The 25,810-nt window shown below is 41.1% G+C and carries 23 protein-coding genes; 7 read left to right on the forward strand and 16 right to left on the reverse strand.

The genetic code is table 11. The features are described 5' to 3' along the window. Positions 1–5 precede the first annotated feature (5 nt). Complete coding sequence (locus BAA9072_RS19545) at positions 6–2,645, reverse strand: glycoside hydrolase family 38 N-terminal domain-containing protein (RefSeq protein WP_201716363.1); 2,640 nt, start codon at positions 2,643–2,645, stop codon at positions 6–8. Positions 2,646–2,711: 66 nt separating this feature from the next. Further along, positions 2,712–4,664, reverse strand: coding sequence for a fructose-specific PTS transporter subunit EIIC (locus tag BAA9072_RS19550; RefSeq protein WP_230980949.1), 1,953 nt, complete (start codon positions 4,662–4,664; stop codon positions 2,712–2,714). A gap of 209 nt (positions 4,665–4,873) precedes the next feature. On the opposite strand from BAA9072_RS19550, the gene BAA9072_RS19555 reads away from it, so the two are divergent. Continuing rightward, positions 4,874–5,617 carry a MurR/RpiR family transcriptional regulator gene (locus tag BAA9072_RS19555; protein ID WP_201716364.1) on the forward strand — a complete coding sequence of 248 codons (744 nt, stop codon included), beginning with the start codon at positions 4,874–4,876 and terminating at the stop codon, positions 5,615–5,617. 137 nt (positions 5,618–5,754) lie between these two features. On the opposite strand, the gene manA is transcribed toward BAA9072_RS19555, so the two are convergent. The 5 genes from manA to BAA9072_RS19580 form a co-directional block, all read right to left on the reverse strand. Beyond that, positions 5,755–6,702, reverse strand: coding sequence for a mannose-6-phosphate isomerase, class I (gene manA / locus BAA9072_RS19560; RefSeq protein WP_201716365.1), 948 nt, complete (start codon positions 6,700–6,702; stop codon positions 5,755–5,757). 389 nt (positions 6,703–7,091) lie between these two features. Continuing rightward, entirely contained in the window at positions 7,092–7,790 is a 699-nt protein-coding gene (locus BAA9072_RS19565) for a LytR/AlgR family response regulator transcription factor (protein WP_269139972.1), read from the reverse strand. A 24-nt stretch (positions 7,791–7,814) separates the two neighbouring features. Further along, positions 7,815–7,937 carry a cyclic lactone autoinducer peptide gene (locus BAA9072_RS19570; RefSeq protein ID WP_201716367.1) on the reverse strand — a complete coding sequence of 41 codons (123 nt, stop codon included), beginning with the start codon at positions 7,935–7,937 and terminating at the stop codon, positions 7,815–7,817. A 21-nt stretch (positions 7,938–7,958) separates the two neighbouring features. Continuing rightward, on the reverse strand, positions 7,959–8,567 hold the full coding sequence (locus BAA9072_RS19575; RefSeq protein ID WP_201716368.1) for an accessory gene regulator ArgB-like protein: 609 nt from the start codon (positions 8,565–8,567) through the stop codon (positions 7,959–7,961). Beyond that, complete coding sequence (locus tag BAA9072_RS19580) at positions 8,548–9,864, reverse strand: sensor histidine kinase (protein WP_201716369.1); 1,317 nt, start codon at positions 9,862–9,864, stop codon at positions 8,548–8,550. Before BAA9072_RS19580 ends, BAA9072_RS19575 begins: the two co-directional genes overlap by 20 nt. Positions 9,865–10,081: 217 nt before the next feature. Between BAA9072_RS19580 and BAA9072_RS19585 the strand changes: the two genes are divergently transcribed. Continuing rightward, positions 10,082–10,294: a response regulator transcription factor gene (locus BAA9072_RS19585; protein WP_230980950.1), complete on the forward strand. Its 213-nt coding sequence runs from the start codon at positions 10,082–10,084 to the stop codon at positions 10,292–10,294. Between the two features lie 331 nt (positions 10,295–10,625). Here BAA9072_RS19585 and BAA9072_RS19590 read toward each other — a convergent pair whose 3' ends face one another. Next, on the reverse strand, positions 10,626–11,555 hold the full coding sequence (locus BAA9072_RS19590) for an ABC transporter ATP-binding protein (RefSeq protein WP_201716370.1): 930 nt from the start codon (positions 11,553–11,555) through the stop codon (positions 10,626–10,628). After that, positions 11,555–12,238, reverse strand: coding sequence for an ABC transporter permease subunit (locus tag BAA9072_RS19595; RefSeq protein ID WP_201716371.1), 684 nt, complete (start codon positions 12,236–12,238; stop codon positions 11,555–11,557). Before BAA9072_RS19595 ends, BAA9072_RS19590 begins: the two co-directional genes overlap by 1 nt. A 93-nt stretch (positions 12,239–12,331) precedes the next feature. Here BAA9072_RS19595 and BAA9072_RS19600 point away from each other — a divergent pair, with 93 nt between their 5' ends. The 5 genes from BAA9072_RS19600 (at position 12,332) to BAA9072_RS19620 (ending at position 17,605) form a co-directional block, all read left to right on the forward strand. Then, on the forward strand, positions 12,332–13,042 hold the full coding sequence (locus tag BAA9072_RS19600) for a response regulator transcription factor (RefSeq protein ID WP_201716372.1): 711 nt from the start codon (positions 12,332–12,334) through the stop codon (positions 13,040–13,042). After that, positions 13,039–14,769 (forward strand): sensor histidine kinase, encoded by a 1,731-nt coding sequence (locus BAA9072_RS19605; protein ID WP_201716373.1) that lies wholly within the window; start codon positions 13,039–13,041, stop codon positions 14,767–14,769. The genes BAA9072_RS19600 and BAA9072_RS19605 overlap by 4 nt, the downstream gene beginning before the upstream one ends. A gap of 152 nt (positions 14,770–14,921) precedes the next feature. Continuing rightward, positions 14,922–15,152 (forward strand): AMEP412 family response elicitor, encoded by a 231-nt coding sequence (locus tag BAA9072_RS19610; RefSeq protein ID WP_201716374.1) that lies wholly within the window; start codon positions 14,922–14,924, stop codon positions 15,150–15,152. Positions 15,153–15,305: 153 nt separating this feature from the next. Beyond that, the gene (locus tag BAA9072_RS19615) at positions 15,306–16,034 is read left to right on the forward strand and encodes an ABC transporter ATP-binding protein (protein WP_201716375.1); all 729 of its coding nucleotides are present in this window, start codon (positions 15,306–15,308) and stop codon (positions 16,032–16,034) included. Between the two features lie 5 nt (positions 16,035–16,039). Continuing rightward, positions 16,040–17,605: an elicitor-associated permease-like protein gene (locus BAA9072_RS19620; protein WP_269139974.1), complete on the forward strand. Its 1,566-nt coding sequence runs from the start codon at positions 16,040–16,042 to the stop codon at positions 17,603–17,605. 287 nt (positions 17,606–17,892) lie between these two features. Here the strand turns inward: BAA9072_RS19620 and BAA9072_RS19625 are convergent, their stop codons facing one another. From BAA9072_RS19625 to BAA9072_RS19655, 7 genes are all read right to left on the reverse strand, one after another. Next, positions 17,893–18,924: a ketopantoate reductase family protein gene (locus tag BAA9072_RS19625; protein ID WP_201716377.1), complete on the reverse strand. Its 1,032-nt coding sequence runs from the start codon at positions 18,922–18,924 to the stop codon at positions 17,893–17,895. 66 nt (positions 18,925–18,990) lie between these two features. Beyond that, positions 18,991–20,736, reverse strand: coding sequence for a M28 family peptidase (locus BAA9072_RS19630; RefSeq protein ID WP_201716378.1), 1,746 nt, complete (start codon positions 20,734–20,736; stop codon positions 18,991–18,993). A 12-nt stretch (positions 20,737–20,748) separates the two neighbouring features. Beyond that, positions 20,749–21,894 (reverse strand): M20 family metallopeptidase, encoded by a 1,146-nt coding sequence (locus BAA9072_RS19635; RefSeq protein ID WP_230980951.1) that lies wholly within the window; start codon positions 21,892–21,894, stop codon positions 20,749–20,751. Between the two features lie 2 nt (positions 21,895–21,896). Beyond that, the gene (locus BAA9072_RS19640; RefSeq protein ID WP_201716379.1) at positions 21,897–22,715 is read right to left on the reverse strand and encodes an SDR family NAD(P)-dependent oxidoreductase; all 819 of its coding nucleotides are present in this window, start codon (positions 22,713–22,715) and stop codon (positions 21,897–21,899) included. Positions 22,716–22,776: 61 nt separating this feature from the next. Then, complete coding sequence (locus tag BAA9072_RS19645; RefSeq protein ID WP_201716380.1) at positions 22,777–24,195, reverse strand: sodium:solute symporter family protein; 1,419 nt, start codon at positions 24,193–24,195, stop codon at positions 22,777–22,779. Positions 24,196–24,308: 113 nt separating this feature from the next. Beyond that, positions 24,309–24,989: a hypothetical protein gene (locus BAA9072_RS19650; protein WP_201716381.1), complete on the reverse strand. Its 681-nt coding sequence runs from the start codon at positions 24,987–24,989 to the stop codon at positions 24,309–24,311. A 58-nt stretch (positions 24,990–25,047) separates the two neighbouring features. Continuing rightward, positions 25,048–25,521, reverse strand: a complete 474-nt coding sequence (locus BAA9072_RS19655; RefSeq protein ID WP_201716382.1) for an Lrp/AsnC family transcriptional regulator — start codon at positions 25,519–25,521, stop codon at positions 25,048–25,050. Between the last annotated feature and the right edge of the window lie 289 nt (positions 25,522–25,810).

Consider the following 25,810-nt stretch of genomic DNA (forward strand, 5'->3'; position numbering starts at 1 on the left):
CCTTCTTAAGATAGTTTTAATGTGAGGTGGCCCTTCGGATTGAGTTCAACCACTGTACCAGCATCCTTTTGACATTCCTCTGCCAGATTTGTGATCGATGCATGACTGAATCTATGGTGGACTGTCACGGTTTGAACGGTTTCCGTCGGATTGAACAAGCGAACAACAATCGACATGTCATCATAAGCACGTTTGCAGCTGCTCATAACAACGGAAGGGTTGTCCATTTCCAATAATGAAACCTTGTCATTCATCTCCCTCACCGGATAAGGAATCTCGAAACGCTCCAACCGTTCTTCAAACGTATTCAAGCTTTGTTTCTGATAAGAAGCATGTCGTTCAACATATTGATCCGTCAGCCTGAACATCTCCACTGGCTCTGCATCCCCAACATATACGGCGTATTCAAACACCAGCTTCTGCTTCATCTGGGCATCAGGAGTATAGACGACTTTATTGTTGATACCCGATGCTCTTCCCGGACGCCACATGAGATCATCTTTTCCTAACAAACCAACGCTTCTGAATAGGGTAAGAGCGAGTTCTCCTGACTCTTCAAGCACTTCATACTCCTTGATCCCTCTTGTAATAGCAGCAAACGTATGAGAATCAGTCGATACCCCTGCAAAGTTTTCAAGACAATAAATCGGTACTGGCGCTTCTGCAAAACCATTTTCTTTCCAATCCTTCATATACGGATTGTTCACACCCCGCTCAATCAGCCCGAAGCCCTGATCGGCAAAAGAAGTTTGAGGCTTTTTCACTCCCGTATTTAATCGAACGCGCACACGATGATCTTCAACCGTATTCTCGATTGTATGCTGAACCCGGAGGAAGCTCTCATTCTTTCGAAGCTCAAGGGTCGTGATGATCACCAGTGGTTCGCTGTTGATTTCCGCCTGACGGCACTCGAGATTCCCTGGTACTAGCGCTTCATGCTTCACCATGAGTTTCTGTGATCGCTCACCTGTTTCGACAGAAAGCAGTTCACCCTCCTCCATCCATAGGGGTTGATCGCCTTCTAATGGAGAGAAATCATAGGAATCTCCTGCATCACCGATATTTTCAAATCGAAGCAGATGGGAGATCATGTTGCCCTTGTCTTTCTCCGTCAGGGTCAGATTTCCTTCCACAAACTCTACTTTTACATGTTCATTTTCGATCGTTTGATTTTCGCTGTCTTCAATCTTTTTCAAACCTTCTTTGAGTTCTTCAACCATATATGTCTCGTACCCTAACCCGGCAACATCTTTCAAATCTGCCATCACGACGGTACGATAATAACCCGGAACCTCTACTTGCTTCTCGCCTTCCGCTGTCACGACAATTTTCTTACCGCCACTGATATATTCCTGGTCAACGGCTTCGATTGCAACAGGCTTCCCATCTAAATCCTTCACGTTGAATTGATCAGATTTTGTAAATAGAACGACTTCCACAGTCCCGGAAAAAATAGACGCATTCGTATTAAAGAAGACAAAAATGGAGTCATTCTCGATTTTCCTACTTATGGCTTCTGTCATTTGTTTCTTCAAGATATTCAGAAGTCCGTCTGCAATCCGGTTCACCTTCTCCAGTCGTTGAACGATATCACGATTGGTATCATCGGAGTTACATCCGCCAATACTGTCGTGGGCATGGACATCGAAGAGTTCCTTCCACATTCCGTCCAGCCACGCCTGTGGATAACGAAGACCAAGAGATTGACCGATGACGGCCAGAGGCTCCAGTACATTCAGAATCTTATGTTCAACTTCATAATTGGCTTTCTTAATATCATAGCGCTGGGAACGGATTGTGTTATGAATACGGGACTTCTGCGTCGCCGTCAGTTCTCCTTCAATCACATTCGTAAAATCCGCCCCATTCTCCCATGCATCCTTCATGAAGGTTTCATAGTCGGAAAGGACAAACTCATAGTCCTCAGAGCTCTTATTCAGCTTCTTGATGGTCTCAGGGAAATGCTCCCGCACGAGCACTTGATCCCCACCTGCCGGAAGTAAGAGATGATCACTATTCTCGTTCATATCAGCAAGCTTCTCCAGAATCGGAAACAGCCGTTCTTCCTTATATTCCTCTGAAGCTTCAAGGAATTTCCCCGGGCCATACCCGAAGTAAATATTATTGGCATTCACCGTCTCACCGTCCGGGGATTTCCACGTGAAGTTCAAATCACCCTTTAACTGATCCGTATAAATCCCACGCTGAAGGACACTGTTATCAATCCCGAATCCTTTAAAGATGGAAGGTAGATACTGATTCTGCCCGAAAATATCCGGCAGGTACCCGCAATTCATGCTGTGCCCGAAGCTCTTTGAAATCTTCGTTCCATACAGAAGATTGCGGATGATGGATTCTTTATTGACAAGCAGGGAATCCGTCTGCGTATACCATGGCCCGATAAACAACTTCTTCTCTTCCACCTGCTGTTTCAATCGGTCCCTGTTTTCAGGGCGGACCTTCAAATACTCCTCCACGATGCTTGCCTGGGCGTCAAATACATAGCCCGTATAGTCTTCATTTGTTTCCAGGACATCTAAGAGATGATCCAGGTTTTCTGCAAGTAACACATTCGAATCTTCTATTGTAAAATACCATTCACGGTCCCAGTGGGAATGAGGTACGACATAAACACGCTTTTTCATGGATGTTCCCTCCAAATAATAGGTAAAGGGTTCCGGATCTATAATGATCCGGCCCCCTTTTTGTGATTATTTTTCGTGCTTTTTCAAAATCGCAAAGCGGATGAAAATGTTCGCAAAAGCGATGAACAATACCCCGACTGCAAGTCCAATGAGGTATGCCCAAATATTTTCAACAAGCGGCCATCCCCAGACAGCCGGAAGTGGATACCACTGAACGGCTCCAAGTACAACAGCCGTTACAGATCCTAAAATCGCTCCGATGATGTTGATCGGTATCGTGATCAGCGGGTTGCGAAGCATAAATGGAATCGCTCCTTCACTGATCGCAATAAATCCAAGTAATAATGACGTATTCCCTGCTACACGCAGGTTCGCATCGAACACACGACGACCAACGACATACTTATCGATAACCGTTGCAAGTCCCAACCCGATCGGCGGGATAACGATCGCCAATACGCGGGCAGTCAACGGATAGATTTGATCCGCTGCAAGTCCGATGGCAATGGCACCGGCTGCTTTATTGATCGGTCCACCCAAGTCAAAGGCTGTAGCTGCGGCTATGATACTTGCCAGTACGACATTCCCTGCACCTTGAGCGGCTGTAATCCAATCACTTAGAAGGGCATTTAGTCCTCCGAAAACAGGATCAACAATATAAAAATTGAGGAAGAAAATCGTTAATACGGAGATCGCGGGAATGATGAGCATCGGCTTCATCGCAATCAAATTTTTATTCAGCTTGATTTTTTCATTTAAGAATTTAGAGACATAACCAGCTGTCAGTCCAAGGATCAATGCTCCGAGGAAACCTGATGGAATCCCGCCTTCGATTCCCCAGAACGTATAGTGAAGACCGGCGGCGAATACCCCTCCGATAAAACCGGACACGAGTCCGACACGATCGGCAATGGCGTAAGCGACGAATGCACCGAAGATTGGATACATGAATTTAAAGATCATCCCGCCGAACTTATCCAGGTGATGAAGAATGACTAACAGTTCATTTGAATCCGTAGCATATTTAATATCATTGATGGTATCAACGAGTCCGAGGGGCATGGCGGCAAGTTTCGCAATTCCCATCATGAGACCCGCTGCCACAAGGACAGGAATCATATATGAAATACCTGTCATGACGGCTTGAGTGATCTCAGACATCAGACCCTGCTTACTTCCATCCGTTGAAACCTCGTCTTCACTGCTGTCTCCCGTTACGGTTCCATCAGGCTTCGTCAATGCACGGTTGATGATATCTTTAGCATGCTTTAACGGTTCTGCAACACGTGTCTGCACGTAAGGCTTACCGGCAAAACGCTCTTTATTCTTTGGAGCAATGTCCGTTGCAAACACCACGGCATCCGCTTCTTTCAAAATAGCTCCGCGGTGCTCATCTTCAATCCCATTCGCACCCTGCTTCTCCGTTAGAACGCGGACACCCATCTCACGTCCTGCCTTCTCCAATGCTTCAGCAGACATATACGTGTGGGCAATACCCGCTGCACAAGCCGTGATGGCCAGTACTGTTTTTGTATATTCTTGCGGGGTCTCGATAACCTCTTCTTTTTGATCCAATAAAGTTAAAAACTCTGAAGGGGAAGAAGCGTTCATCAAGTTGTCAATATAGCCCTTGTCCATCAGTCTTGTACTCAGTTCAGAAAGGACACTTAAATGGGTTGATCCAGCTTCCGAATCCGGAATGGCAAGCAAGAACACGAGCTTCACTTTGTTCATCGGGTCAATGCTTTCCCACGTATCAAGGCCGTTTTTCAGCCTGGCGACAGCAAACTTCGCTTTCTTTACAGCTTTACTCTTCCCATGGGGAATGGCAAGTCCAGCCTCAAGCCCCGTAGGAGAAATCTCTTCCCTCTCAAGAACTGACTGTAAAAACGCTTCTTTAGATGTTAAAACGTCTTGTTGATACAACGCATCAACCATTGTTTCAAGAACTTCTTGTTTCGTGTTTGATTCAATATCAAATATGACCAACTGTTCATCTGTCATTTGTCTTAATTCCAATGAGGTTCACCTCTCTATAAATAATGTCAGTATGTGTATGAAATCCCTTACAATGTAGTTATATCACAGATAGAACCGGGACTTTTGTACATAGAGCGTACAATTGTACAGAATGAAAACCCTGTCATGTCTAAGAGTAGGTAAATGAGCATAACAATACATGCTATAATGAATGCTATACTATGAAACGGTTTACAAAGGAGTATTGTATGGGGAAAGTATTGGATCGGTTTTCACCCTATATCGGGGAACTTACATACGCTGAAAAACACGTCCTTTATTATGTAGAGGAACATTTGGAAACGGCGAAGAATCAATCTTTGACTGCGATGGCTGAAAGTAACAGCGTCAGCACGACCACCATCATCCGCATGTGTCATAAGCTTGGCCTCGGTGGCTTCTCTGAATTTAAGTTTAACCTAAAGAGCATCGATGAAAACGTGGGTCCGGCTGAGAATATGCTGGAACGTTACCGTCAGGATACGAATCGGACATTGGAATCTTTGCGGGTAGAAGAATTGGAGAAGATCAGTGAACAGCTATTGCAGGCGAATCGCGTCATGATTGTCGCAGTGGGATTAACGAAGATGGCCGGGGAGTATTTCAGCAAATTATTTATGCAGGTGAACAAGCCAACGTCATACGTGTACGAATCACATATCATCGACCTGCTCCCGAATATGGTGCAGCAGGACGACCTCATCGTCTTCATTTCATCCAGTGGCGAGACGAAGACGATTGTAGGGGCAGCTGAGAAGATCCGTTATAAGAATGCGGACTCACTCTCGATCACCAATTCAGCAGATAGTACGTTAGCGAAAATTACCCGGAATGCAATTAGCGCCGATGTGCAAAAAGTGCAGTTTGCAGGGTATGATTTGACGCCTAGGTCTACGATGGTGATTTTGATTGATTTGATTTTTGAGTTTTATTTGAAGAAAGTGATGAAATGATCCTTAAACGAGTGTTTGGTCGGGTTCTGCCTATTCCAGTGGCGTTTGTAACGGTTAAACAAACGTTTGTTTAAAATGACCTAAAGTAAAGCACGAAGCTCCATGCCCAATGGATGCTTCGTGCTTTTTCTTAAGCTTTATACATGAGAAACAATCAACTCAACCTGTCCCTCAATTTCAAATGTCTCAACATCAGAAGGCAGAATGAAATGGTCTCCTTTTGAAAGAGAATACTCTTCTCCGTGGACTTTCAGTACTCCGCTTCCTTCCAGTACACTTGCCAGTTGGAATGGCTGGTGCTGTACAAATGCGGCATGGCCGTCTACTTTCCATTTGTAAACGGTAAAATATTCCGCTTCCACAAATTTCGTCGATTCGATTCCTTCACGTGTTTCCACAACAGGTTCAACTGCCTCTGCCTTATGTGGAATGGTTGTCACTTCAATCGATTTCTCGATATGAAGCTCACGGGTATTCCCTTCCGCATCTTTGCGGTCATAATCATACACACGGTACGTCGTATCCGAACTTTGCTGCGTCTCTAACACCAGTGTTCCTTTACAAAGGGCGTGGATGGTACCGCTTGGAACATAGAAGAAGTCACCTGGCTTAACCGGAACGCGACGCAACAGGTCATTCCACTCACCTTTTTCAATCATCGACACAAACTCTTCCTTCGTTTGTGCTGTATGACCAAAAATCATTTCGGCATCTTCATCACAATTGATGATGTACCAGCATTCGGTCTTGCCGAGTTCACCATTTTCATGTTCCTTAGCATAGGTATCATCCGGGTGCACCTGCACAGAAAGATCTGCGTTGGCGTCCAATATTTTCGTCAGTAATGGGAATACCGGTGATGAATGGTTCCCAAATACCTCACGATGCTCGTTCCAAAGCTCGCCGATCGTCTTTCCGGCAAACTCACCGTTGACCACCGTGCTTTGTCCATTCGGGTGGCCGGATATGGCCCAGCATTCCCCCGTTATCTCTGATGGAATGTCGTAATTGAATTGGTCTTTCAATGCCGTACCTCCCCAGATTCTTTCCTGGAATACGGGTTGTAGAAATAGTGGTTGATTCATAGTTGCCTCCTAATGTTTGCTTTTTATATGTACTCGTACGATTTCACTAATTGTCCTACATTATGCCGGTTCTATCAAGTGTGAATGAATGTGTTAACCTTCTTTCAATGACTGACAATCTTTTTCTTTTTATAAAGAAGTAAAGCAGGGCCGGTCCATCTTGAATAAACTTCACTTTCACCATCGACTCCTCAGTTAAGGTCTATCCCAGGTCCAGGCAGTGATGATTATCTATTGGTTGTGTACCAGTGATCCTTTGCTTTCTTCATTTTTGATAAGTTAAAAGGCGCAGGTAAGGTGGTCTGCGCCTCTTCTTTGTATTCGTTTCTTCTATTCACAAAAAAGAAGCACGAGAGACATTCCCGGTGCTTCCTCAGTGCATGCCATTGTCATTGGAAATACGATGCCATAATGGTCTTGAGTTGGCTGTATTTATGTCTGCTTAAGTTAATGATGGTTTCAGAGTTTTCAAGTTTGACATTATACGATTTCATGAAGGAGTCTTGTTCGATGGACTCTATTTTATCAATAGGTACTAAATAAGATTGATGAGTACGATAAAACAGCTCCTCCTTGAGCATGTCTTCAAGACGGTTTAGGCTTTCACTGCAAACAATAACGGTATGATCTTCTAGGTGGATGAGGGTCTTTTTTCCTTTTCTCTCTATATACAGTATTAAGGCTGTATCCACCAATCGCAATCTGCCCTGTTCTTTCACACCAATCTTTTTTCTTCTAGTGCCAGCCGTCTGTATTCTTTCCAGTGTTTGTTTAAAACGCACCAGATTGATAGGTTTTATTAAAAAATCTTCGGGATAATATTTGTAGCCCTGTAATGCGAAATCAGGATTTGCACTCATAAAAATGATTTTAATTGATGGAGATTTATCCTTAATGTATTGGGCAATATCAAATCCATTGGCTACCGGCATATTGATATCCAGTAACACTACATTGATAGCCCCTTTTGTATCTATCAATGAGAATAGATCCGTCACTTCTGTTGTAGCAAGAACCAAATTGATGTCAGGAAGTTTATTTGTAATGTTCTTCACTTGATCTAATATTGGTACTTCATCATCAATCACAGCAATATTAAGGTGAATAACAATCTACTCCTTTGACTGTTTTTCCGGTAATTCAGGTTCATACGCAAACCAGAAACAACTGCTCAGTGATGTGGCAGAATTAAAAAATAATGCTGCAGTTGCAATAAGATAGGTAATGAATTTCATCTTAATATCCTCCTTTATGAATCATTTATATATAAAATTCTCCCCATAGGAAAGAATTTTTTCCCATACGAATGTTAATGTGAAACTTTGAAGGATTAAGGAAAGCCAGATACAGTACTGAAATTCAGAAAGATATGGCAGATAGCTGAAAGCATATAATGTTCCGAATGTGAATAGAGACAAGTACTTTAATTTTCGCTTTTCCTTATCAGTGAACATGTCTTTTTTCTTATGCAGTACAGGCGCCTTGATAAATATAATAATGATAGAGATGAATAACAGAAACAGACAAAAATAGGTATATTCATCTAATACAGTTGTATATTTTACTACCAAAGAAATACCAATGATTTGAATAAGGCTAAGGAACAAACATCTAAAATAGCCCCTCGCATGGGCACCTCCTGAAAACATTCTTAGTACTGCCCCGCTTATCAGTATGACGATCGCTTCTAAAGCGACCCCAAGGGGAATGGCTGCTATGATTGTCAGAACCACCTGGAATAACCCGGAAATGATCCACTCCAGCCCATACCTTATTTCATCTTTTTTCTTATTCAACTCGGGATGGTGAACAATGATTGTGTTGGCAACTTTTATTGAAATTTTATTAGGTGTAAGAATTCGCATGCTTTCCTCCACAAGGGATTTTCACTACAAAAGTAATCGAGTTATCTAATAACTCGGGATATAAGTACCCTTTATACTTCTCTACGAGAGACTGAACAATAGCAAGGCCTTGCCCCTGGTTACCCTTTCCTCTTTTAGTAGTGAAGCCTGTTCTGAAAATATCGCCTATATTTTTTTCAACTACATCGACCCGTGTGAAATTACTAACTTCAAAGAAATACTCATTGTTGTCTTTTCCAATTGATACGGTAATTTGCCTCTTTGGCTCTTCTTCAATTTCTACCGCTTCAATGGAATTCATGATGAGGTTGCCCAGAATTTTGTTTAGTTCAAATACTCTGCAAGGAATATCTCTCAAGTTATCACGAATGATGTAATGGAGGTGAATACCTTTCTTAAAGGCAAGCTCCTTATAGGAAAGCAGCATGCCGGCTACAGCATCAGAAGTAAGTGGCAATACATCACTTACACTTGAAGTCTCATATAATACTTCATCTAAATAATCCCTACACTGTTCGTAGTGACCATGATCAAGCATTTTCTTTGCTGCTAATAAATGGTGGACAAAGTCATGCCTTTGAAGCTTAACATGGCTAATGTACTGGCTGAGGTCTTTTTCATATTGATGATTTAAATGAATCGATAATGACTCCAGATTACTATTCAACAAGAACCGTATGACATAAAAAGTCAAGATCGTGATGATGACTAAAAATAATGCTGATAGTAAGGTAAAAGCCGGGCTAAGCTGTTGATTAAAAATAATGGCGTAGTAGAGAAACAACATGGCAAACAGAAAAAATAGAATCGAGTAAAACTTGGTATTGCTCCCTTTCATCACAAGGTTGTCAGCACTTGCATAGATATGTAAGTTGAATTTCCTAATAAGGAAATAGATTACGAGCATAATGAACATATGAGGGACGGCAACTGCCAATGCCGGCATGGCTTCTATACTGAAATGAAATAAGATTTGAAAAGGATACAAAAGGAAATAACTCACAAATTCCGAAAGAAGTAAAAGAATCGCACCTGCCACTATCGCTAACAAAGAGAGTGTAACACTTACTCGAACAATGAATGTGAGCAGGATACCAATTGAAATAATTAAAATGAGTAAATAGATGTATGCTGGTACGCTGCCTTTCAGCATAGTTAGAATGACGCTCCCGTAAAAGCTTACAAAAAGAATAGAATACAATCTCTTCCCTATAGTAATACCCATCAAGGCATAACCCACTAATATGATTAAGAGGGTTTCAATCGTCCCGCCTAATAAAGGGTTGAACAAGTCCAAAATACACCCCTCCTTTACCAACATTAAATTTACCATAATTTCAAATTTATAGTAATACTTTATTTTGTAAATATTTTCTCTTTTTTACAAAATAGGACAAAATGAGAAGAAAATCGCACCTGATACGTTGTGATTTGTACCAACTAGTTAAGGATACATTTTCACCCTCCAACTTCTGATACGATTTTAACTAGAAAGAAAAACGGAGGGATGAGAGTTGAAAAGCCAGAAGTGCACACTATTAAATACGATTGAAACAACGATTATTCAGATGATTGCCAACGAAATGCCAAATAAAGAAATTGCATCAGAATTAAATTATTCGCAGCGAATGGTAGAGTACCACATAAATAAAATTTCAAAGAAGCTGGATGTACAAACCAGGGTAGGCATCATTGTAAAAGCATTTAAAAACAAAATCATTACATAGGGAAGTGATACCTGCCCTTTCCCCCAAAATAAACGAGCTGAGACTATAGTGTTTTAGTCAAATAAAAATCCGAACGATCATTCGAAATTCTTTTATGAAAATCGAAATCGTTCGGATTTTTATTATTTTTAGTAAAGCATACTTAGTATATATAGCCGGGTCCATCCGTTGATTGGAGTCATCCCGTAAAAGCGTAAGCGACGAGGAATGCGAAGTTTCCCACGAAATCGGAAAAGCGGTGTAACAAATAATTCTAAAGACTATTTCATATGAATTGTTCTTCTTCAGGATGGGTCGATTTAGTTATGACTTTAGCCTCGTTCATTTTAGATCAGAAGCTGGAAACCCGGGCACCGGATTCATTCTGCAAGAAAATATCTTCTAAAGAGGGTTCATCTACATTAATCCTGTATAAATCTATACTTTGATTAGTGAAAGCCCGGACTATTTGTGGAATTTTCTTTTCTGATTCGATTACCAGGGATGTAACATTCCCTCTTGTTTCAATTTCTTTACCCACTGTTTCAAGATATTGATTGATGAGATGATGGTTTCCATTTTCGAGTGAGGAATGCTTGATTTCCACGTGGATGGTAGAAGAATAATGTGCCCTCAAATCTTCTAAGGTCCCTTCATTTATGATCTTTCCATCCTTCATGATAGCCATGCGGGTACAAATCTTTTCTACTTCATTTAAGTTATGTGAAGTCATGAAAATGGTTTTCCCTTCTCTTTTCAGTTCCAGAATCAGCTTCTGAATGCTTATCCCTGATTCTGCATCTACACCTGAAGTAGGTTCATCCAAAAAGATCAAATCGGGATCATGAACGATTGCCTGGGCGATTCCTAATTTCTTCTTCATACCAAAAGAAAATTTCCCTGCCTTTACGTTTGCATGCTCTAATATCCCTACTCGATCCAGAACCTCTTTCCCCTGTGACGTTGATATTTTTTTACCGGTTATGCTGGCAAAGTATTTTATATGGCCAAGGGCAGTTAAAGAGTCATAGAAGGTGGAGTAATCAGGTAAAACACCGATACGGCTATATACGTTTTCAAGATTTGTTTCACCCATAAGCTTGAATGTTCCTGACGTGGGTTTTATCACCCCGGTGATCATATTGATAAAGGTAGATTTCCCTGCCCCATTCCGTCCCAAGAAACCGTAGATCTCTCCTTTTTCCACATGTAAACTTACATCACTGACTACTTTTTTTGAACCAAATTGTTTCGTGAGTCCGCTTGCCTCTATCACATTCATTATAAATCTCTCCTCTTGAATATCTCTCTAGCAACGATGAATAGTAATACAGCATATATGAGATTGATTAAGATATAGTAACTCCCAAGCGTAGAATAATAATAGGGGGTTAAATACTTAAACCAATTCGTATAAATGTTATCGGCATAGATTGCCCAAAAGCTGAGCGCAGGAAACACAAGAGCGAATACAATGCCGAAAAACATCGAGACAGCAGGCTTGGGCATCACAATGGAAAAGATAAGATTCAATGCCAGGGCGACCGAGAGAAACAACATACAATCCACTACACCAAGCCATAGAAATTCCTTCGAAACAAACGTTACCAACAGATAAGAAACGGTTATGCAAAAGAACCAGAAAAACCAGACCCCCAGATATTTTCCTAATAATATTTTCGTACGTGTTGTCTTTGTCACTAAAAATCTCATCGTCCGGCTGCTGATTTCCCGGTTCATTAAATCATGAGACAGGCCAGCTATAAATAAAAAGCCTAATCCAAATACGATCATCAGGGTACCGATCGCAAATCCATCCTTACTCTCGCCTAAATCTAATTGATCTGCAACCGATGTCATGAAATCTGCCAATAAATAGCTTATTCCAAAAATAATGGCGATAACGATAATCGATTTAACACTTTTAAAATGTCCTTTAAATTCATTCATGCATATTGCCCACATTCATTACCACTCCTTTCTAAAAATAGTATACTATTGGTAAATTAAGATAAGTTTAACTCATCCTTAACATTACCTTAAAAAGGAGCAGAGAACATGGATAAAGGAAAAATACTAATTGTGGACGATGAAGTAGAAATTCTAAATATGATAAAGCTGGTATTACAGAAAGAAGGATTCCAGTCAGTGGAAACCTGTACAACCGGCAAGGAGGCCATCCAATTAATCGAAGGCAATCGATATGATCTGATCCTTTTAGATGTGATGCTCCCTGATATGTATGGATATGAGATTTGTTCAACAATCAGGAAGAAATCCAACGCGCCGATTTTCTTTATTTCGGCACGTAATTCTGACCTGGATAAATTAACAGGTTTCACCCATGGAGGAGATGACTATATCACCAAACCGTTTAACCCTCTTGAAGTTGCCGCAAGAGTAAAGGTCCAAATGAAACGATACCTTGATTCCGAGGGTGAGAAAGAAGAAGAAATACTGGATTTTGGTCATTTTAAATTGAATACGAAATCTGCAGAGTTACTGGTTGAGGATTGCCCGGTCCCTTGTTCCGCTCAAGTATATAACCTCCTGCTTTTTTTCTGTAAAAATTCTGACAGGATTTTTTCAAAAGAGCAACTCTATCATCAAGTATGGAAAGAACATGTACTAATGGACGATAACACCGTCATGGTCCATATTAGAAAAATCCGCGAAAAAATCGAGAAAAACCCCAGCAAGCCCGTTTTTTTACAAACTGTCAGGGGATTGGGATATAAGCTGGTAAGCGGTAAGAGCAGAACACTATGAATCTACGAAAAAAATTAACGATGCATTTTTTATCTCACTTCATTTTCTTGTTGGTTGTCATGATTGGACTAATCATCATTGCTCTTATCACATTGTCCTTCATCATTTCCCAATCTGAGATGAAATCAGACTTCTCAAGAACTTCCAAGGAGTACATGGAACACGCCATAGAGATAAAGGGGCAAGACGTAAGAATAAATCAAGAAGTGAAAAATTCTGTCAAAAAGCATGCAGGATGGTTACAAGTCGTTAATCGTGATGGCAGCGTAATCGGCCAATATAATACTCCACCAGAATTGCCTGATTCCTATACCTTTTTGGATATACCTTCTTTAGAAAATAAAACATACAGGATGAAATATTGGAAAATGCTAAATGACCATGTCGTCATTTATGGTGAAAAGGTAAGAAGCAATGAAATAAAAAAAGGGCTAACAAAAATAGACAATTTCCCGGAAATCAGCAAAGAAGTTCAAGATTACTTAGTTCAACATAATGCCTGGATGCAGACATATAATTCTGAGGGAGAATTGATCAAGAGTTATTTCGCACCAGAAACATTACACTATTCTGTTAACGAACTAATGGATATCAAGGAAGAAGCCTGGAACTCTAAGTATGACCTTTCGTTCTACCGCCCTGACAACAGCACTCGTTTATATGTCATTGGAACGAAGAATACATACTATAGCCCGGATGAAATCACGGATGGGATGATCAACCGTTCGTTTATCAAAGGCTTCTTGATCGTTTCCACCGTTCTTATCATATTTATCACAGTACTGGGGCTATGGTATGGGAAGAAATTCGGGGTCCCATTGTTATATATGATGAAGTGGATCAACGATATGTCTGATGGAAAATATGTCAGTCCTCTAAATAAAAAAGGAGTCAATCCTTTACAAAATAAAACTGGAGTACTACATAAACGATACGCTTTCTTTAAGGATGTCGTTTATTCTTTGGAGAAGCTGACATCCACCTTGAAGAAAAATGAACAGATTCAGCAAAAAATGGACAAAACAAGAGAAGAATGGATTACTGGTCTTTCCCATGATTTGAAGACGCCCATCAGCTCAATCTATGGATACTCCACCCTCCTCGCTTCTGATTCTTATACCTGGAGCCAAAGCGAGATGAATGAATTCGGGGAAATCATACAAGAAAAATCCCACTATATGAGTGAATTGATTGAAGACCTTAACCTGACATATCGACTAAAAAATGATGCTCTCCCATTACACAAAGAAAGAATAGATGTCATTTCATTCTTGCAAAAATGGTTGACCCAGTATCAATCCTCTGATAAACCGATTCTTCTTGAGACAGTCCATCAGGCTGTGCACCTGGATTTGGACCCAAAATGGTTTACGAGAATCATGAATAATTTAGTCGTTAATTCCATAAAGCACAACCCCATCGGAACAATCATTAAAATAAGGGTACAAAAATCAGAGGACTCCATTACCATAAGTGTCGAAGACAACGGGGTAGGGATCGATTCGGAAAGCATACAAAATCTATTCAATCGATACTATCGGGGCGGAAATACGAAAGACAGCGATAACGGTTCAGGTTTAGGGATGGCCATTGCCCATCAGCTGGTGTCAGCACATGGTGGGAAAGTCGAAGTAATCAGTAAGCTGAACAACGGAACAACCATCCGATTGATTTTTCCTAACGAGCCAAATGGGAAAGATGATCAAATCCATCCAAAAGCCTTATAGGGTGTAGAATTCTTAGTGAAATTCCAACGAAACAGGGTTTGCGGAAATACGCAACGATTGTCAAAATCTATTGAATATAACAATAACTGGAACTATTATAAAGTTAACCAAAGGCCTTTGGAAAACTTTTTATTTAATGGAGGAATTTCACAATGTTTTCAGCAATCTATAATGCACTTAAAGCACTAGTAAGTAAAGTCCCTTGGAGTAAAGTAGCGTCATTCTTAAAATGGGCTTACAATTTGGCAACTGCAGCTGCAGGAAAAACATATGCCCAAGCTACTAAAATCTTAAATTATATCAAAGCGAATCCAGGAAAAATCGTTGACTGGTTCCTTAAAGGTTATTCCGTTTACGATATCATTCGTATTATTCTTGGGTAATAGCATTCCCCAATAAACATAGATAAGGGAATACCAGCGAAAATGATTCTTTCGTCTGGTATTCTCTTCCTTGTTGAAAGAGAATATACAATGCTATGATTAACTCGGACAACTAATATCTTACAGTTTTGCATATAAAGGGGAATGACGACATTGAGAATCTTACTTATGGAAGATGTGAAGAAGTACTATGATAGAGAGTGCGTCTTATCAATAGACTCCCTTTCGATAAACAAAGGAACAATCAGCGGATATTTGGGGAAGAACGGAGCAGGCAAATCAACAACCATCAAAATCATGATGGGAATCCTGACACCTGATGAAGGAACCGTATGTTTCCAAGATGAACAAATTGATTATCAGAACCCCCATCACAAAAAATACATAGGCTACTGCCCGGATTATCCAGCCGTTTTTGAGAAACTTTCGGTGACGGAACATTTACATTTCATATCCTTTTTATATGGTGAGACAGATACACATCAAATAGAAAGAACGATTGACAGATTGTTAGAACATTTTGATGTCGAGAAATATAGACATACATTAATCAAGAATCTTTCAAGAGGGAACAAACAGAAAATATCCATCATCTCATCCGTTATGCACAATCCTTCATTATTGATATACGACGAACCTACTCTTGGGCTAGACCCGCTGAGCATAAAACAATTTAAATCCTTTTTAAAAGAGTACACTCAAAATGGAGGAACCGTATTCTTATCCTCCCATTCTTTAAATATCATTGAAGAAATAGCCGATACGGTAACCATCATTAACAATGGATCCATCTTAAAGAAGAATATATCTGTCAATCAGCTTCGCGGAAGTTTAACGAGTGTAGAAGATTACCTTATCTCTGTGGTAGAAGGACGGGATTGATTGAAATGAACTTCATCAAGTACTTATCGTTCAAGTATAAACTCACACGCCATAAATCAAACAAATCAAAAAAAGATGTCCTAACAGAATGGATCGGCATCATCATTCTTTGCTTGTCAGCAACTGCAGTGCTTTACTTCATTATAAATGCGTTGCCTGAGAGTGTTCAGGACAACATGAATACATACATAGTAGGTTTGTTTGCTTTTCTGTGTCTAATCTCCATCTCGTCCGCTACTAAAGCGTTCTATAAGGAGTACTTTTTCTCTCCTGAACGTGAGATTTTACTTGTTGCACCTATTAAGAACTCACAAATCATCTTGGCGCGTTTTTTTATAGTGGTGATTGAAGTCCTTCTTATCAATGCAGCTTTCCTATTTCCTTTTATCCTGGCAAATTACTTTGCCGGAAATATATCCATTCAAATTGTACTGATAACGATTCCCCAAATCATAGCTGGATCGATTTTCTTCAGTGCCCTGGCACATGTCTTATATGCACTTGCCTTCCTTATTTCGAGAGGGAAAGGATTAAAGACAGTTGCCTTTTCTATCATGACATTGGCTTCTGTAGGGGTCATTGCAGTCATCGTATACGTTAGCAATTACAAGAATTATTTACTTCATCAGGATGAGTGGGTGAATAAGGTTTTTTATCTGCTGCTTCAATATCCTGAGTATCTTCTGGAAAACTCTGTTGAGCCAAAGTCAGTAGCGATATTTACACTGCTTATCATACTATACGCATCATTTACGATACCACTAGTCTATTTCCTGACAGACCATTGCTATCAAAAAGGGCTGTTGACCATTTCCTTAAGGGACCTGGATCAATCATTTTATTCGCACAAAACATCTCTATTCATTCATACATACATCCAGGATCACTTTATCAAGAAAGACTTATTGTTTGTATTAAGAACACCCAAGTTGTTTTCTGTGTATGTCTCCCCGTTACTTTTTACGAGTGTCATTGAATTTAAAAATCAATTTGCATCTTCGGGGATATCCTTGACCGTATTAATCAATATTTTTGCCCTTTTCATCACGACCGTAACACTCAATATCTTATTATCAGATGATAAAGACCATCAGGATCTTTTATTCAGTATCCCCTTTGATTACCATCATTTATATAAAATGAGAAGCCGATTAATCCAAACCAGCTCTTTCTTACTAGCAGGATCTTACTTGCTCATTGTCATGATATTGGAGAAGGTAGAATTACCGATTATAATCTACGGTATTGTGCAATTATTCATCCTAACTTACATATCTTCCAAGGTACTTTTGTCGAGAATCATGACGAGGAATACGAAGAAATATAGTGGCTATAAATATAATGGCGAAATAGTGAAGCCCCTTTTTTATTATTTATTTGTATGGAACATTCCCCTGCTAATCGTATTCAGCATACTTTATGAATATTTAAGAAGAATTATAGAAAACCATTCGTTATCCTTTCAGGCAGCCATCATTCTAATTCTAACTATCATAATCATTATTGGAATGGCTTTTAAAAGTAATAAAACTACAATCAATCAAGAGGTGAACAGTTCATGGCAAACCTAGAAAAAAAAGAATCCAAAACCATTTTTCAACGAGTAAGTTTCGGCTTCACCATTTTTTGTGTAATATTTCTGATTATGAGGTTTACGGGATTATTGGATCCTGTTATCGAATTCTTTAAAGGTTAAGGTGACAGGGGGACGATTCCTGTCCCCTCTTACTATATGAATCAATGATAAATTTACTATCCCGATGTTTAACCTTCCAGCTACCCCGTCCCATAGAAGAAGCAAGAGAGCAAAACTCCTCTCTTGCTTCTTCTATGTTAGAAAAGATGCCTCTCTTACTTATCATGATACACCAGTGGCTTCTGCCAGCCTTGCGAGTTCATTCAGGTTATCAACCTGCATTTGCCTTTTTCCCTGCTCGATTTCTTCTATTATTTGGACGATTCTGGTGGTGATAGGGAGTTCACGATCAACCTTCTGGCCTGCTGCGATAACCGGAAGGAGCTGGTGAGGTACTTCCGTTTTTCTTTTTCGGACGGCCAGGTCCCTCCAAATTCCAGTTCTGGTTTTGGAGTATCCACGTAATCGAGTGGTCAGGACCTGAAGCTGGTCTCTTACATCCTGGTAATCAGAATAGGCAACAACCTGAGGCTCCCAGTCATCAAAACTTTCCGTGATGACTCCCTGCCTTTCAGCCACTCCTACAACTTCCCTGGTAGTGTTGACAATCAGTTCATGGTATTCAGGGTTATCCAATACATCAGCAATCGTTTCATTAGTAGTGGCCGTGGCTGTTAACACCGCTCCGTATGAAAGTTTACTCCATAGGTATCCTAAGATATTGTCAGTTTCTTTCGCCTCTCCCCAGGCAGAAAGGAGTGAAACCAATTTCTTTACCCGGGAAGTCACGGATCCATCTATCTCCCCTATATAAAGACTGCCTACCCCTCCATATTCTATAAGCCCCGGCTCCAAATAGTCGGCAAATAAGTTGATGAAGCAACCCACTGTCCGGTCTGCCCCGATTTCTTCTGCGATCTCATATTCACAGAGACCGTTTTGAAATGAAACCACGAACGAATCTTCATGAAGGAGATGTTTAAACTGTTTTACTGCCTCCCTTGTATGTAACGCTTTGACGCACAAGAAAACGACATCGAGTGTTGGTCGACCAGCAAGGATTTCATCCATGGTGAAAGCGTTGACCGGTACAGTAAATGTTTCTTTCTTTTCAGAGATGGTCAACCCCTTGTTATTCATGTTATTTACATGTTCTTTATTGATGTCGACGAACTGTATATCAGCTCCTGCCCGCGCCAAGTAGGCTCCGACAACCCCACCAATTGCTCCTGCGCCGATGATTGTAATCTTCATGCCTTCCTCATCCTCCCTGCTTTCATTTTATGCTTCGGAAGCATACCTTTCCCGAAACAAATGACTTTAACGCTCCTTCAATAAACTTGTCTGCCCCGCTTTATCCAATAGCTCCTTGAGAATAAAATTCACCTGATTTAAGCGTCTGTTTATTCCTGTCAGCATCTCAAAATAGTCAGATGTATTTTCAGGTATATCTTTCAATGCTAAAATATCGGATAGCATAGGGATAGGAGGCTGACCCATTGCCTGGTCATGATCAAATTCATTTCCCCTTACATAATTGAGACGGACCAATCCTTTGGACAAGGAGTGAATCCAACGATTGGCTTCTGCTGTCTCCTCTTCTGACAGCTTCTCTGATTCGATCTGTTCATATACGGCCTTTACTTTCGCCTCGAGCTGATTGACTCTCATCAGCGATGTTCCTAGCTTCTTTACATCCGGCGCTTCTTCCTGATAGCGAAGTAAGTGCCCTCTCAACTCTTCTACTGCCTTACGTTGATCGATTGAAAGAAGGTTACTTGTGCAAGCTTTCTCGATTATGGAGAGATAGATTCGGCAGTCCCTTTCTAAAAATTCCGGGTCGATTTTGTCTACCGTATCTTCTGTGGTATGCCACCACCAGCCGAACCCTCCTCCTTTACCATCACCAAACAAACGGGAAAAGGCACGGGCTGCCGGTGTGGTTGCGGGCAGTTGCTCGGATAGGCCCATCAATAAAGAAGGAACCCCCGGTCCCCAGAAAGATTGATCGCCTGCCCTCCCGAAACGGGAACCCTCAAATTCTTCCAAAACCTGATCTTTTATCACCCCGCCGGCCAATCCCTTCGTTTCAGCCATACAATTCCCTTCTGTTAACACGACTGAATCTTTTCCTCCAACAGAATCGATGTTCACATGCAATACACAAGAATCATATAATTCTTCCCAATTCTCATCACAGTATAAAGCAGATCCCGCATAGCGGCCGTGAGAGTGCCCGGACCAAAATGCCATACGAAGAGATCGCTTCAAAGGTACCTTCTCTTCGGAAAGAATCCTTGCCACCTCCAGCATGGTGGCATTCGCTGTCCCATTGTCCATCGAACCATAATGCCATGAATCGATATGGCCACTGAATAACACAAATTGTCCTGATGGATCTGCTCCTTTTATTTCGGCCTCGAGAGTCGGAATGTCTTTCCATTCTGTTTCGACTTCAGTTCGAAACCAGACTGGAATACTCTGTTGACCTTTTATTTGCTGTTTAACTTTTTCACCATCAGCATAATTAATAGATATAACTGGTATATCGGGATACTGGTTTTGTTTTGCGGGAGTGGGATTTCCCCAGACTGTCGAAACAATCATTTCATGGGTGTATTCTGCATTGATGAAAACAACCCCTTTTACTCCTTTTTCCTGAGCTTTTTTTACAGCGCCAGGAATGGCAAGCCCATCAATCAAAATGATCTTTCCTAATACGTCAGCTGACTTGTACTCTGCATCCGTTCCTTCCCCAATATATACGAGTTCTCCCCTTAGACCGTCTTTCTCAGTGGATACGGCCATTGAATGTGTAATGCAAGAATATGAAACACCATCTACTTTCACATCAGCTGATAATGGCCAACTGACCAAGGCCTTCCGCTTATATAAATTTGTCGGCAATCCAAATTCGTCCAGCAAACTTTTAGCGTATAAAAAAGCTCTCCATTCTTCTCTGGAGCCCGATAACCTTACTTCTGATGAAATCTTTCTGGTATACTCCATTAATTTTTCCTGGCTCACTTTTTCCAGCAGGCTGTTGTCTAACTCTACTTTATTCATAGAAATCCCCTCTCAACATTCATTTCCGAATTCCATTAGAAGCAGGGCCACTAAAGCACTCCGAACCGTCATCTCTCTTACAATTAGATGCTCATGATTGGCGTGGGCTCCATCTCCAACTGCTCCAAGTCCATCCAGTGTTGGGGCAAGCCGGGCTGAAAAGTTCCCGTCACTTCCGCCTCCTGTTTCTTTTTCCTTTAGGTCAATATCCAAATATTGTTTTGCCAAAGCCTTTGCCTTTTGGAACATCGATTGCACCTCTTTAGTCCTTTCCAAGGGTGGCCGGTTGATTCCACCCTTTACGGACAGGTGAGTTCTTCCATCGCGAGGCTCAAGATTCTCTATCAAGGGAATGACACGATCAAACTCATCCTTCACCTTTACTCGCAGGTCTATTTCCGCAACGGCTGTTGCGGCGATGACATTAGATGTTGTTCCTCCACTTACCGTTCCTACATTCACTGTCGTACCAATCGACAAATCTGTCAGGCTGTGTAAATAGCTAATCTGATTAGCGATTTCGCCTATTGCGCTTACTCCCTTTTCCGGATCAATTCCTGCATGAGCGGGTCTGCCTTTCACTTCCATTTGAAAGATCCCGACTCCCTTTCTGGATGTTTTCAATGCACCTTCCGTGGACATGGCAGGCTCCAACACAAACACTTGAGTACTCTTTGCAGCTTCTTCTTCAATGAGTGTTTGAGAAGTAGGGCTTCCCAGTTCTTCATCACTGTTAAATAAGAACACGACTTTTTTGTTGAGTTTCTTTCCAAGAGTTTGTAGAGCATGGACCGCAAACAGGCCTTGAACGATACCTCCCTTCATATCGAAAACTCCCGGTCCGTAAGCTTTACCGTCCTCAATCCTGAATGGTTTTTCCTTAATTGTCCCTTCCGGCCAGACTGTGTCGAAGTGTGCCAGAAACAATAGTTGCTCCTCACCTTCTCCCCACTCCGCTCTGATATGATTTCCATATCGGTCATTTGGAATGATTTCTGTTTTTCCACTAGTTAATCTAGTAAACTGTTCGGCAATCCAAGATCCTAATGTATCCGTTAACTCTTTATGATCAGAAGGTGTTTCATGCTCAACAATGGCTTTCAACATTTCGACCATCTCTTCCTCTTTACCTCTTATAAATTGGACAATTTCATTCAATATCAGAACCTCCTGTTTATAGTTTGTAAGCTAGTAAATATTCTTCCTGCAGCATATCCACCGTCTACAAGCAAGGTCTGTCCGGTCACATAGGAGGAATGACTGCTGGCAAAGTAAACCACTCCATCTGCAATTTCTTCCACTAGTGCTGCTCTGTTTAAAGGGCTGAAGGAGATTTTTTCTTCATGCTCTCTTTTGGCTTTTTCAGTCTTTAAAGTGTTCAATAACGTATCCGTTTCAACCAACCCGGGTCCGAGGGCATTGACCCTTATCCCATGTGGAGCCAACTCCAATGCAAGAACCTGCGTCAACATTTTCAAACCTGCTTTTGACGAACAGTAATGCGCCACTCCCGGTCTTGCCACTTCACTTGCCGTAGAGCTGATATTGACGATCCTCCCCTTAACGCCTTGGACAATCATCATCTTCGCCACCAATTGATTGAGGAAAAAGACAGCCTTCAAATTCAAATCCAGTACGCTGTCCCATTCCTGTTCGGTAATCTCTAAGAAAGGAGTGGATGGATAAATCCCTGCAGAATGAACAATCACATGAATATCACCGAAGATCTCTACAGCTTCCTCGACAAGACTCTCCCGAAATGAACCCTCACAGAGATTTCCTGATCGTACAACAACTCGTTGCTCCGGTTGGGTCATGCTCTCTAGTTCACGTTTCAACTGTTGCAGTTTTTCTTCCTGGATATCCACTAAGCATAGATTTGCACCTTCTTTTGCAAAGCGTTGCGCAATCCCCCTGCCAATCCCCGAACCAGCACCCGTAATGATGGCTGTTTCATTCTTAAATAATGGTTTCTCCATCTTTCCACCTCATTTCGTTAAGATAGGTGCCAATAGTTAATTACTGGCACCCTTACTTTCACTATTTTTCAAAAAAAGGGTCCAAGCTTTCTTTAGGTACCGGTTTGGTTACTTTACTAACAGCAATTAATAGAATAGTAGATACCACCACACCAGGTATCACCTCATTTAACCCAAATGGTTTGTCTAACATAAACCACAGGAGGACTGTCAACACCCCGCCAATCATGGAGAAAAGTGCCCCTGCCTTCGTTGCTCCTTTCCAATTCAGTCCAAAGATGACCAGAGCGAAGAAGAAACTTGCTACTAGAGAAGCCTGAACCATGACAATAAATTGCACCATGTCAAATGGTTTGACCGCGAAGGCCAGCGGGAATAAAGAAAGAACTACTACTGCAATCCTATTCAGCCTCATTTTTTGCTTATCGGTAGCATGCGGATTTATGACACCATAAATGTCATGTGAGATTCCTGACGCGGAAACAAGCATAATGCCAGAAACCGTACTCATGATTGAAGCAAGAATGGCGACCATTAACAGCGCTCCCACCAATGGCGGCAGGACATTTATTGCCATGATTGAAGAAGCACTGTCCCCGGTGTTTAACATCGGAAAAAGAGAACGCATGGCCATACCGCCAAGACAAACGGAGATTCCAACGATCACTTGAAAGATGAAAGAGAATCCAATTGCCAAGCGTACGGTCTTTTGACTCTTCAGGGTATACATTCTCGCTAATTCATAAGGAGAAATCGCCATTGCAAATCCAAAAGCAAGTCCAAACCCTAACAAATCTTTAAAACCAAAGTGCCAGCCCGTGATGGCAGGATCTAATTCAGTCAAGAAGTTACCCACAAACTCATAACCACCGGCTTGACTGAATAAAAGTGGAATCGCTGCAAAGAAACACCCTGCCATTATCAGTGCCTGTACGAAATCGCTGTAAGCAGTTGCTTTCATTCCACCTTTCATCGTATAGACCATAGTGATCGCAATCGTTATAAACGCACCCCAGACCATCGGAATGCCAAAAATCGTTTGCATCACGATACCGCCGGCGACATACTGACCAATCAGATAGACGGTATATGCGACTATAATTAAAATCGCTGCGATTACTTTACCAACTTTCGTGTTGTACCGTTTTTCAACATAATCAGGGACCGTTACCCCTTTAAAACGCTGAAACTTAGGTGCAACCCAGATAGCGGAAACCAGCCAGCCAAGCCAGAGTCCCGGCCAAAACCAAATGTAGCTTGCACCGGTCAAGTAATGGACACCCATTGTCCCAACGAAGGTTCCGGCACTCATTTGGGTAGCTGCCAATGCCGCGCCACCGACAACCGCTCCGATGGATCGCCCTGCGACAAGATGATCCTCGCTCGTTTTATTTCCTTTTCCAGCCCACATACCGATTCCAAGCACAAAAACAAAATATGCGATAATGACGTAATAGAAAACCGGACTGATCTCAAACATGATATTCCCCCCTTATCATTCTTCTTCCTTCGAGTTCATTTTCAACGCCCAAACAAAGTAACCTGTAATAAAGACAGCAGCGTATATGACAAGCCCCCAAAAAGGTGTTCCCATTATGCAGCAGCTCCCTTCTTCTTATTTACTTCAGCTCTGAACCAAGTAAAAATAATGGTTATTAGTGCTAAGACCACGACCCATGATGTAACATTAAAAACGTTAAACGGCCCTGCGTCCTCACCGTAAACATACTTCACATGTGATGGAATGTTCATAATATGGCTTTCTACTTCATTGTTTACCTCATCAATGATTACAGGGAAAGAATTTTTATGAACGGTTTCCCCTTCAGGAGCATTGAAGGAAATTTGAACAATATTACTGTTTCCTTGAGTGGGATACTCGGGTACAAACAGAGGTGTAATGTATGAGTCCTCTTGAAGTGTTAAACTGTATTGGAGTTCATAGGTGAAATCATCTGAGACGTTTTCCGGAGGGGTTACAAGTAACTTGTTTAGAGCTTCACCCTTTTCCCAATGATATTCAAGCTCTTGTCCATTGGAGGTGACGGTCAATTGATCAATCTGGCTGCTCTCTAAGTTGGAAAAGGTGTGGGATATTTTCTCTTTGATGCTGCCAGCATGAGATAATGAAACTTTTTCTGATATTGCATAGTTTTTGTCGTTTCCAGCTTTCACCTTAACCGTTGCCTCTTTCAGCATGGTTGGTTCTGCTGCAAGGGCAGATACATTTGAATAAAGGAAGAAAATAAGAACTAAAAATATGATCTTTTTCATGTAAACCACCTCGTTTTTCTGATTATAGTGATTATTCAGTCTTTTTAATTGAAAAAAATCAGCCTACCCCCCAGTCATAGGATTGCTTATGAATCTCCAAAAACATCGATGATTCAGTGGACTCAATTCCTTCAATCTTACTGAACTCTTCTTTAATAATGCGATATAATTCTGTATTGGTAGAAGTAATCACTTCGACAAATAAATCATAACGTCCCGTGGAAGCTGCGACGAAACGCACTTCAGGAATTTCGACCAATTGATCAATAACTTCCTGCAGCCTGTTAATTGTGACTTTCACTCCAAACATAGCTACTGAAGGCATCCCCGTTATAAAAGGATTCACTACCCCTACAATCTTAAGGATATCTTGATCCATCATCCGCTGAACGCGATTACGAACTGTCCCGACTGTTGTATCCAGCATATCGGAAAGCTCGGTATAAGAAAGTCTCCCATCTTTTTGTAATAACTTCATCAACTGCAAATCAAGATTGTCCAACTCTTGACTTTCCTTTAATGTATTTTTCAATATAACCCCTCCTTTTTTGAATTATTTTTAATTATAGTATATGTATATTGAAAATTCAATTACTTAATCGTGAATTTTTTGAATTTTTTATTATTTTACCAACTGACAGAATGTAGAAGAAGGACGGCTCCCATACTACCCCGAGGCACTTCCCGATCACCGGAAATAATTTACCTTTCAACTTGGAAAAAAAGCAGGTTGAGAAGAACGAAATCACTAAATCAATTTGCTAAAAAGAATTCTCCAATGCCGGATAGGTGACCCCCTTCTTTCTGGCAATCAAAAAAAG

The organism is Rossellomorea arthrocnemi (genome assembly GCF_904424705.1).
GTDB lineage: Bacteria > Bacillota > Bacilli > Bacillales > Bacillaceae_B > Rossellomorea > Rossellomorea arthrocnemi.

Excerpts from the sequence above, each read along its gene's own strand:
- BAA9072_RS19555 (WP_201716364.1), top strand. The coding sequence starts at position 4,874 with ATGGGGAAAGTATTGGATCGGTTTTCACCCTATATCGGGGAACTTACA.
- BAA9072_RS19605 (WP_201716373.1), top strand. The coding sequence starts at position 13,039 with ATGAATCTACGAAAAAAATTAACGATGCATTTTTTATCTCACTTCATT.
- BAA9072_RS19545 (WP_201716363.1), bottom strand. The coding sequence starts at position 2,645 with ATGAAAAAGCGTGTTTATGTCGTACCTCATTCCCACTGGGACCGTGAA.
- BAA9072_RS19590 (WP_201716370.1), bottom strand. The coding sequence starts at position 11,555 with ATGAATGTGATAGAGGCAAGCGGACTCACGAAACAATTTGGTTCAAAA.
- BAA9072_RS19630 (WP_201716378.1), bottom strand. The coding sequence starts at position 20,736 with ATGAATAAAGTAGAGTTAGACAACAGCCTGCTGGAAAAAGTGAGCCAG.
- BAA9072_RS19650 (WP_201716381.1), bottom strand. The coding sequence starts at position 24,989 with ATGAAAAAGATCATATTTTTAGTTCTTATTTTCTTCCTTTATTCAAAT.
- BAA9072_RS19620 (WP_269139974.1), top strand. The coding sequence starts at position 16,040 with ATGAACTTCATCAAGTACTTATCGTTCAAGTATAAACTCACACGCCAT.
- BAA9072_RS19595 (WP_201716371.1), bottom strand. The coding sequence starts at position 12,238 with ATGTGGGCAATATGCATGAATGAATTTAAAGGACATTTTAAAAGTGTT.
- BAA9072_RS19575 (WP_201716368.1), bottom strand. The coding sequence starts at position 8,567 with ATGCGAATTCTTACACCTAATAAAATTTCAATAAAAGTTGCCAACACA.
- manA (WP_201716365.1), bottom strand. The coding sequence starts at position 6,702 with ATGAATCAACCACTATTTCTACAACCCGTATTCCAGGAAAGAATCTGG.
- BAA9072_RS19640 (WP_201716379.1), bottom strand. The coding sequence starts at position 22,715 with ATGGAGAAACCATTATTTAAGAATGAAACAGCCATCATTACGGGTGCT.
- BAA9072_RS19645 (WP_201716380.1), bottom strand. The coding sequence starts at position 24,195 with ATGTTTGAGATCAGTCCGGTTTTCTATTACGTCATTATCGCATATTTT.
- BAA9072_RS19610 (WP_201716374.1), top strand. The coding sequence starts at position 14,922 with ATGTTTTCAGCAATCTATAATGCACTTAAAGCACTAGTAAGTAAAGTC.
- BAA9072_RS19570 (WP_201716367.1), bottom strand. The coding sequence starts at position 7,937 with ATGAAATTCATTACCTATCTTATTGCAACTGCAGCATTATTTTTTAAT.
- BAA9072_RS19600 (WP_201716372.1), top strand. The coding sequence starts at position 12,332 with ATGGATAAAGGAAAAATACTAATTGTGGACGATGAAGTAGAAATTCTA.
- BAA9072_RS19625 (WP_201716377.1), bottom strand. The coding sequence starts at position 18,924 with ATGAAGATTACAATCATCGGCGCAGGAGCAATTGGTGGGGTTGTCGGA.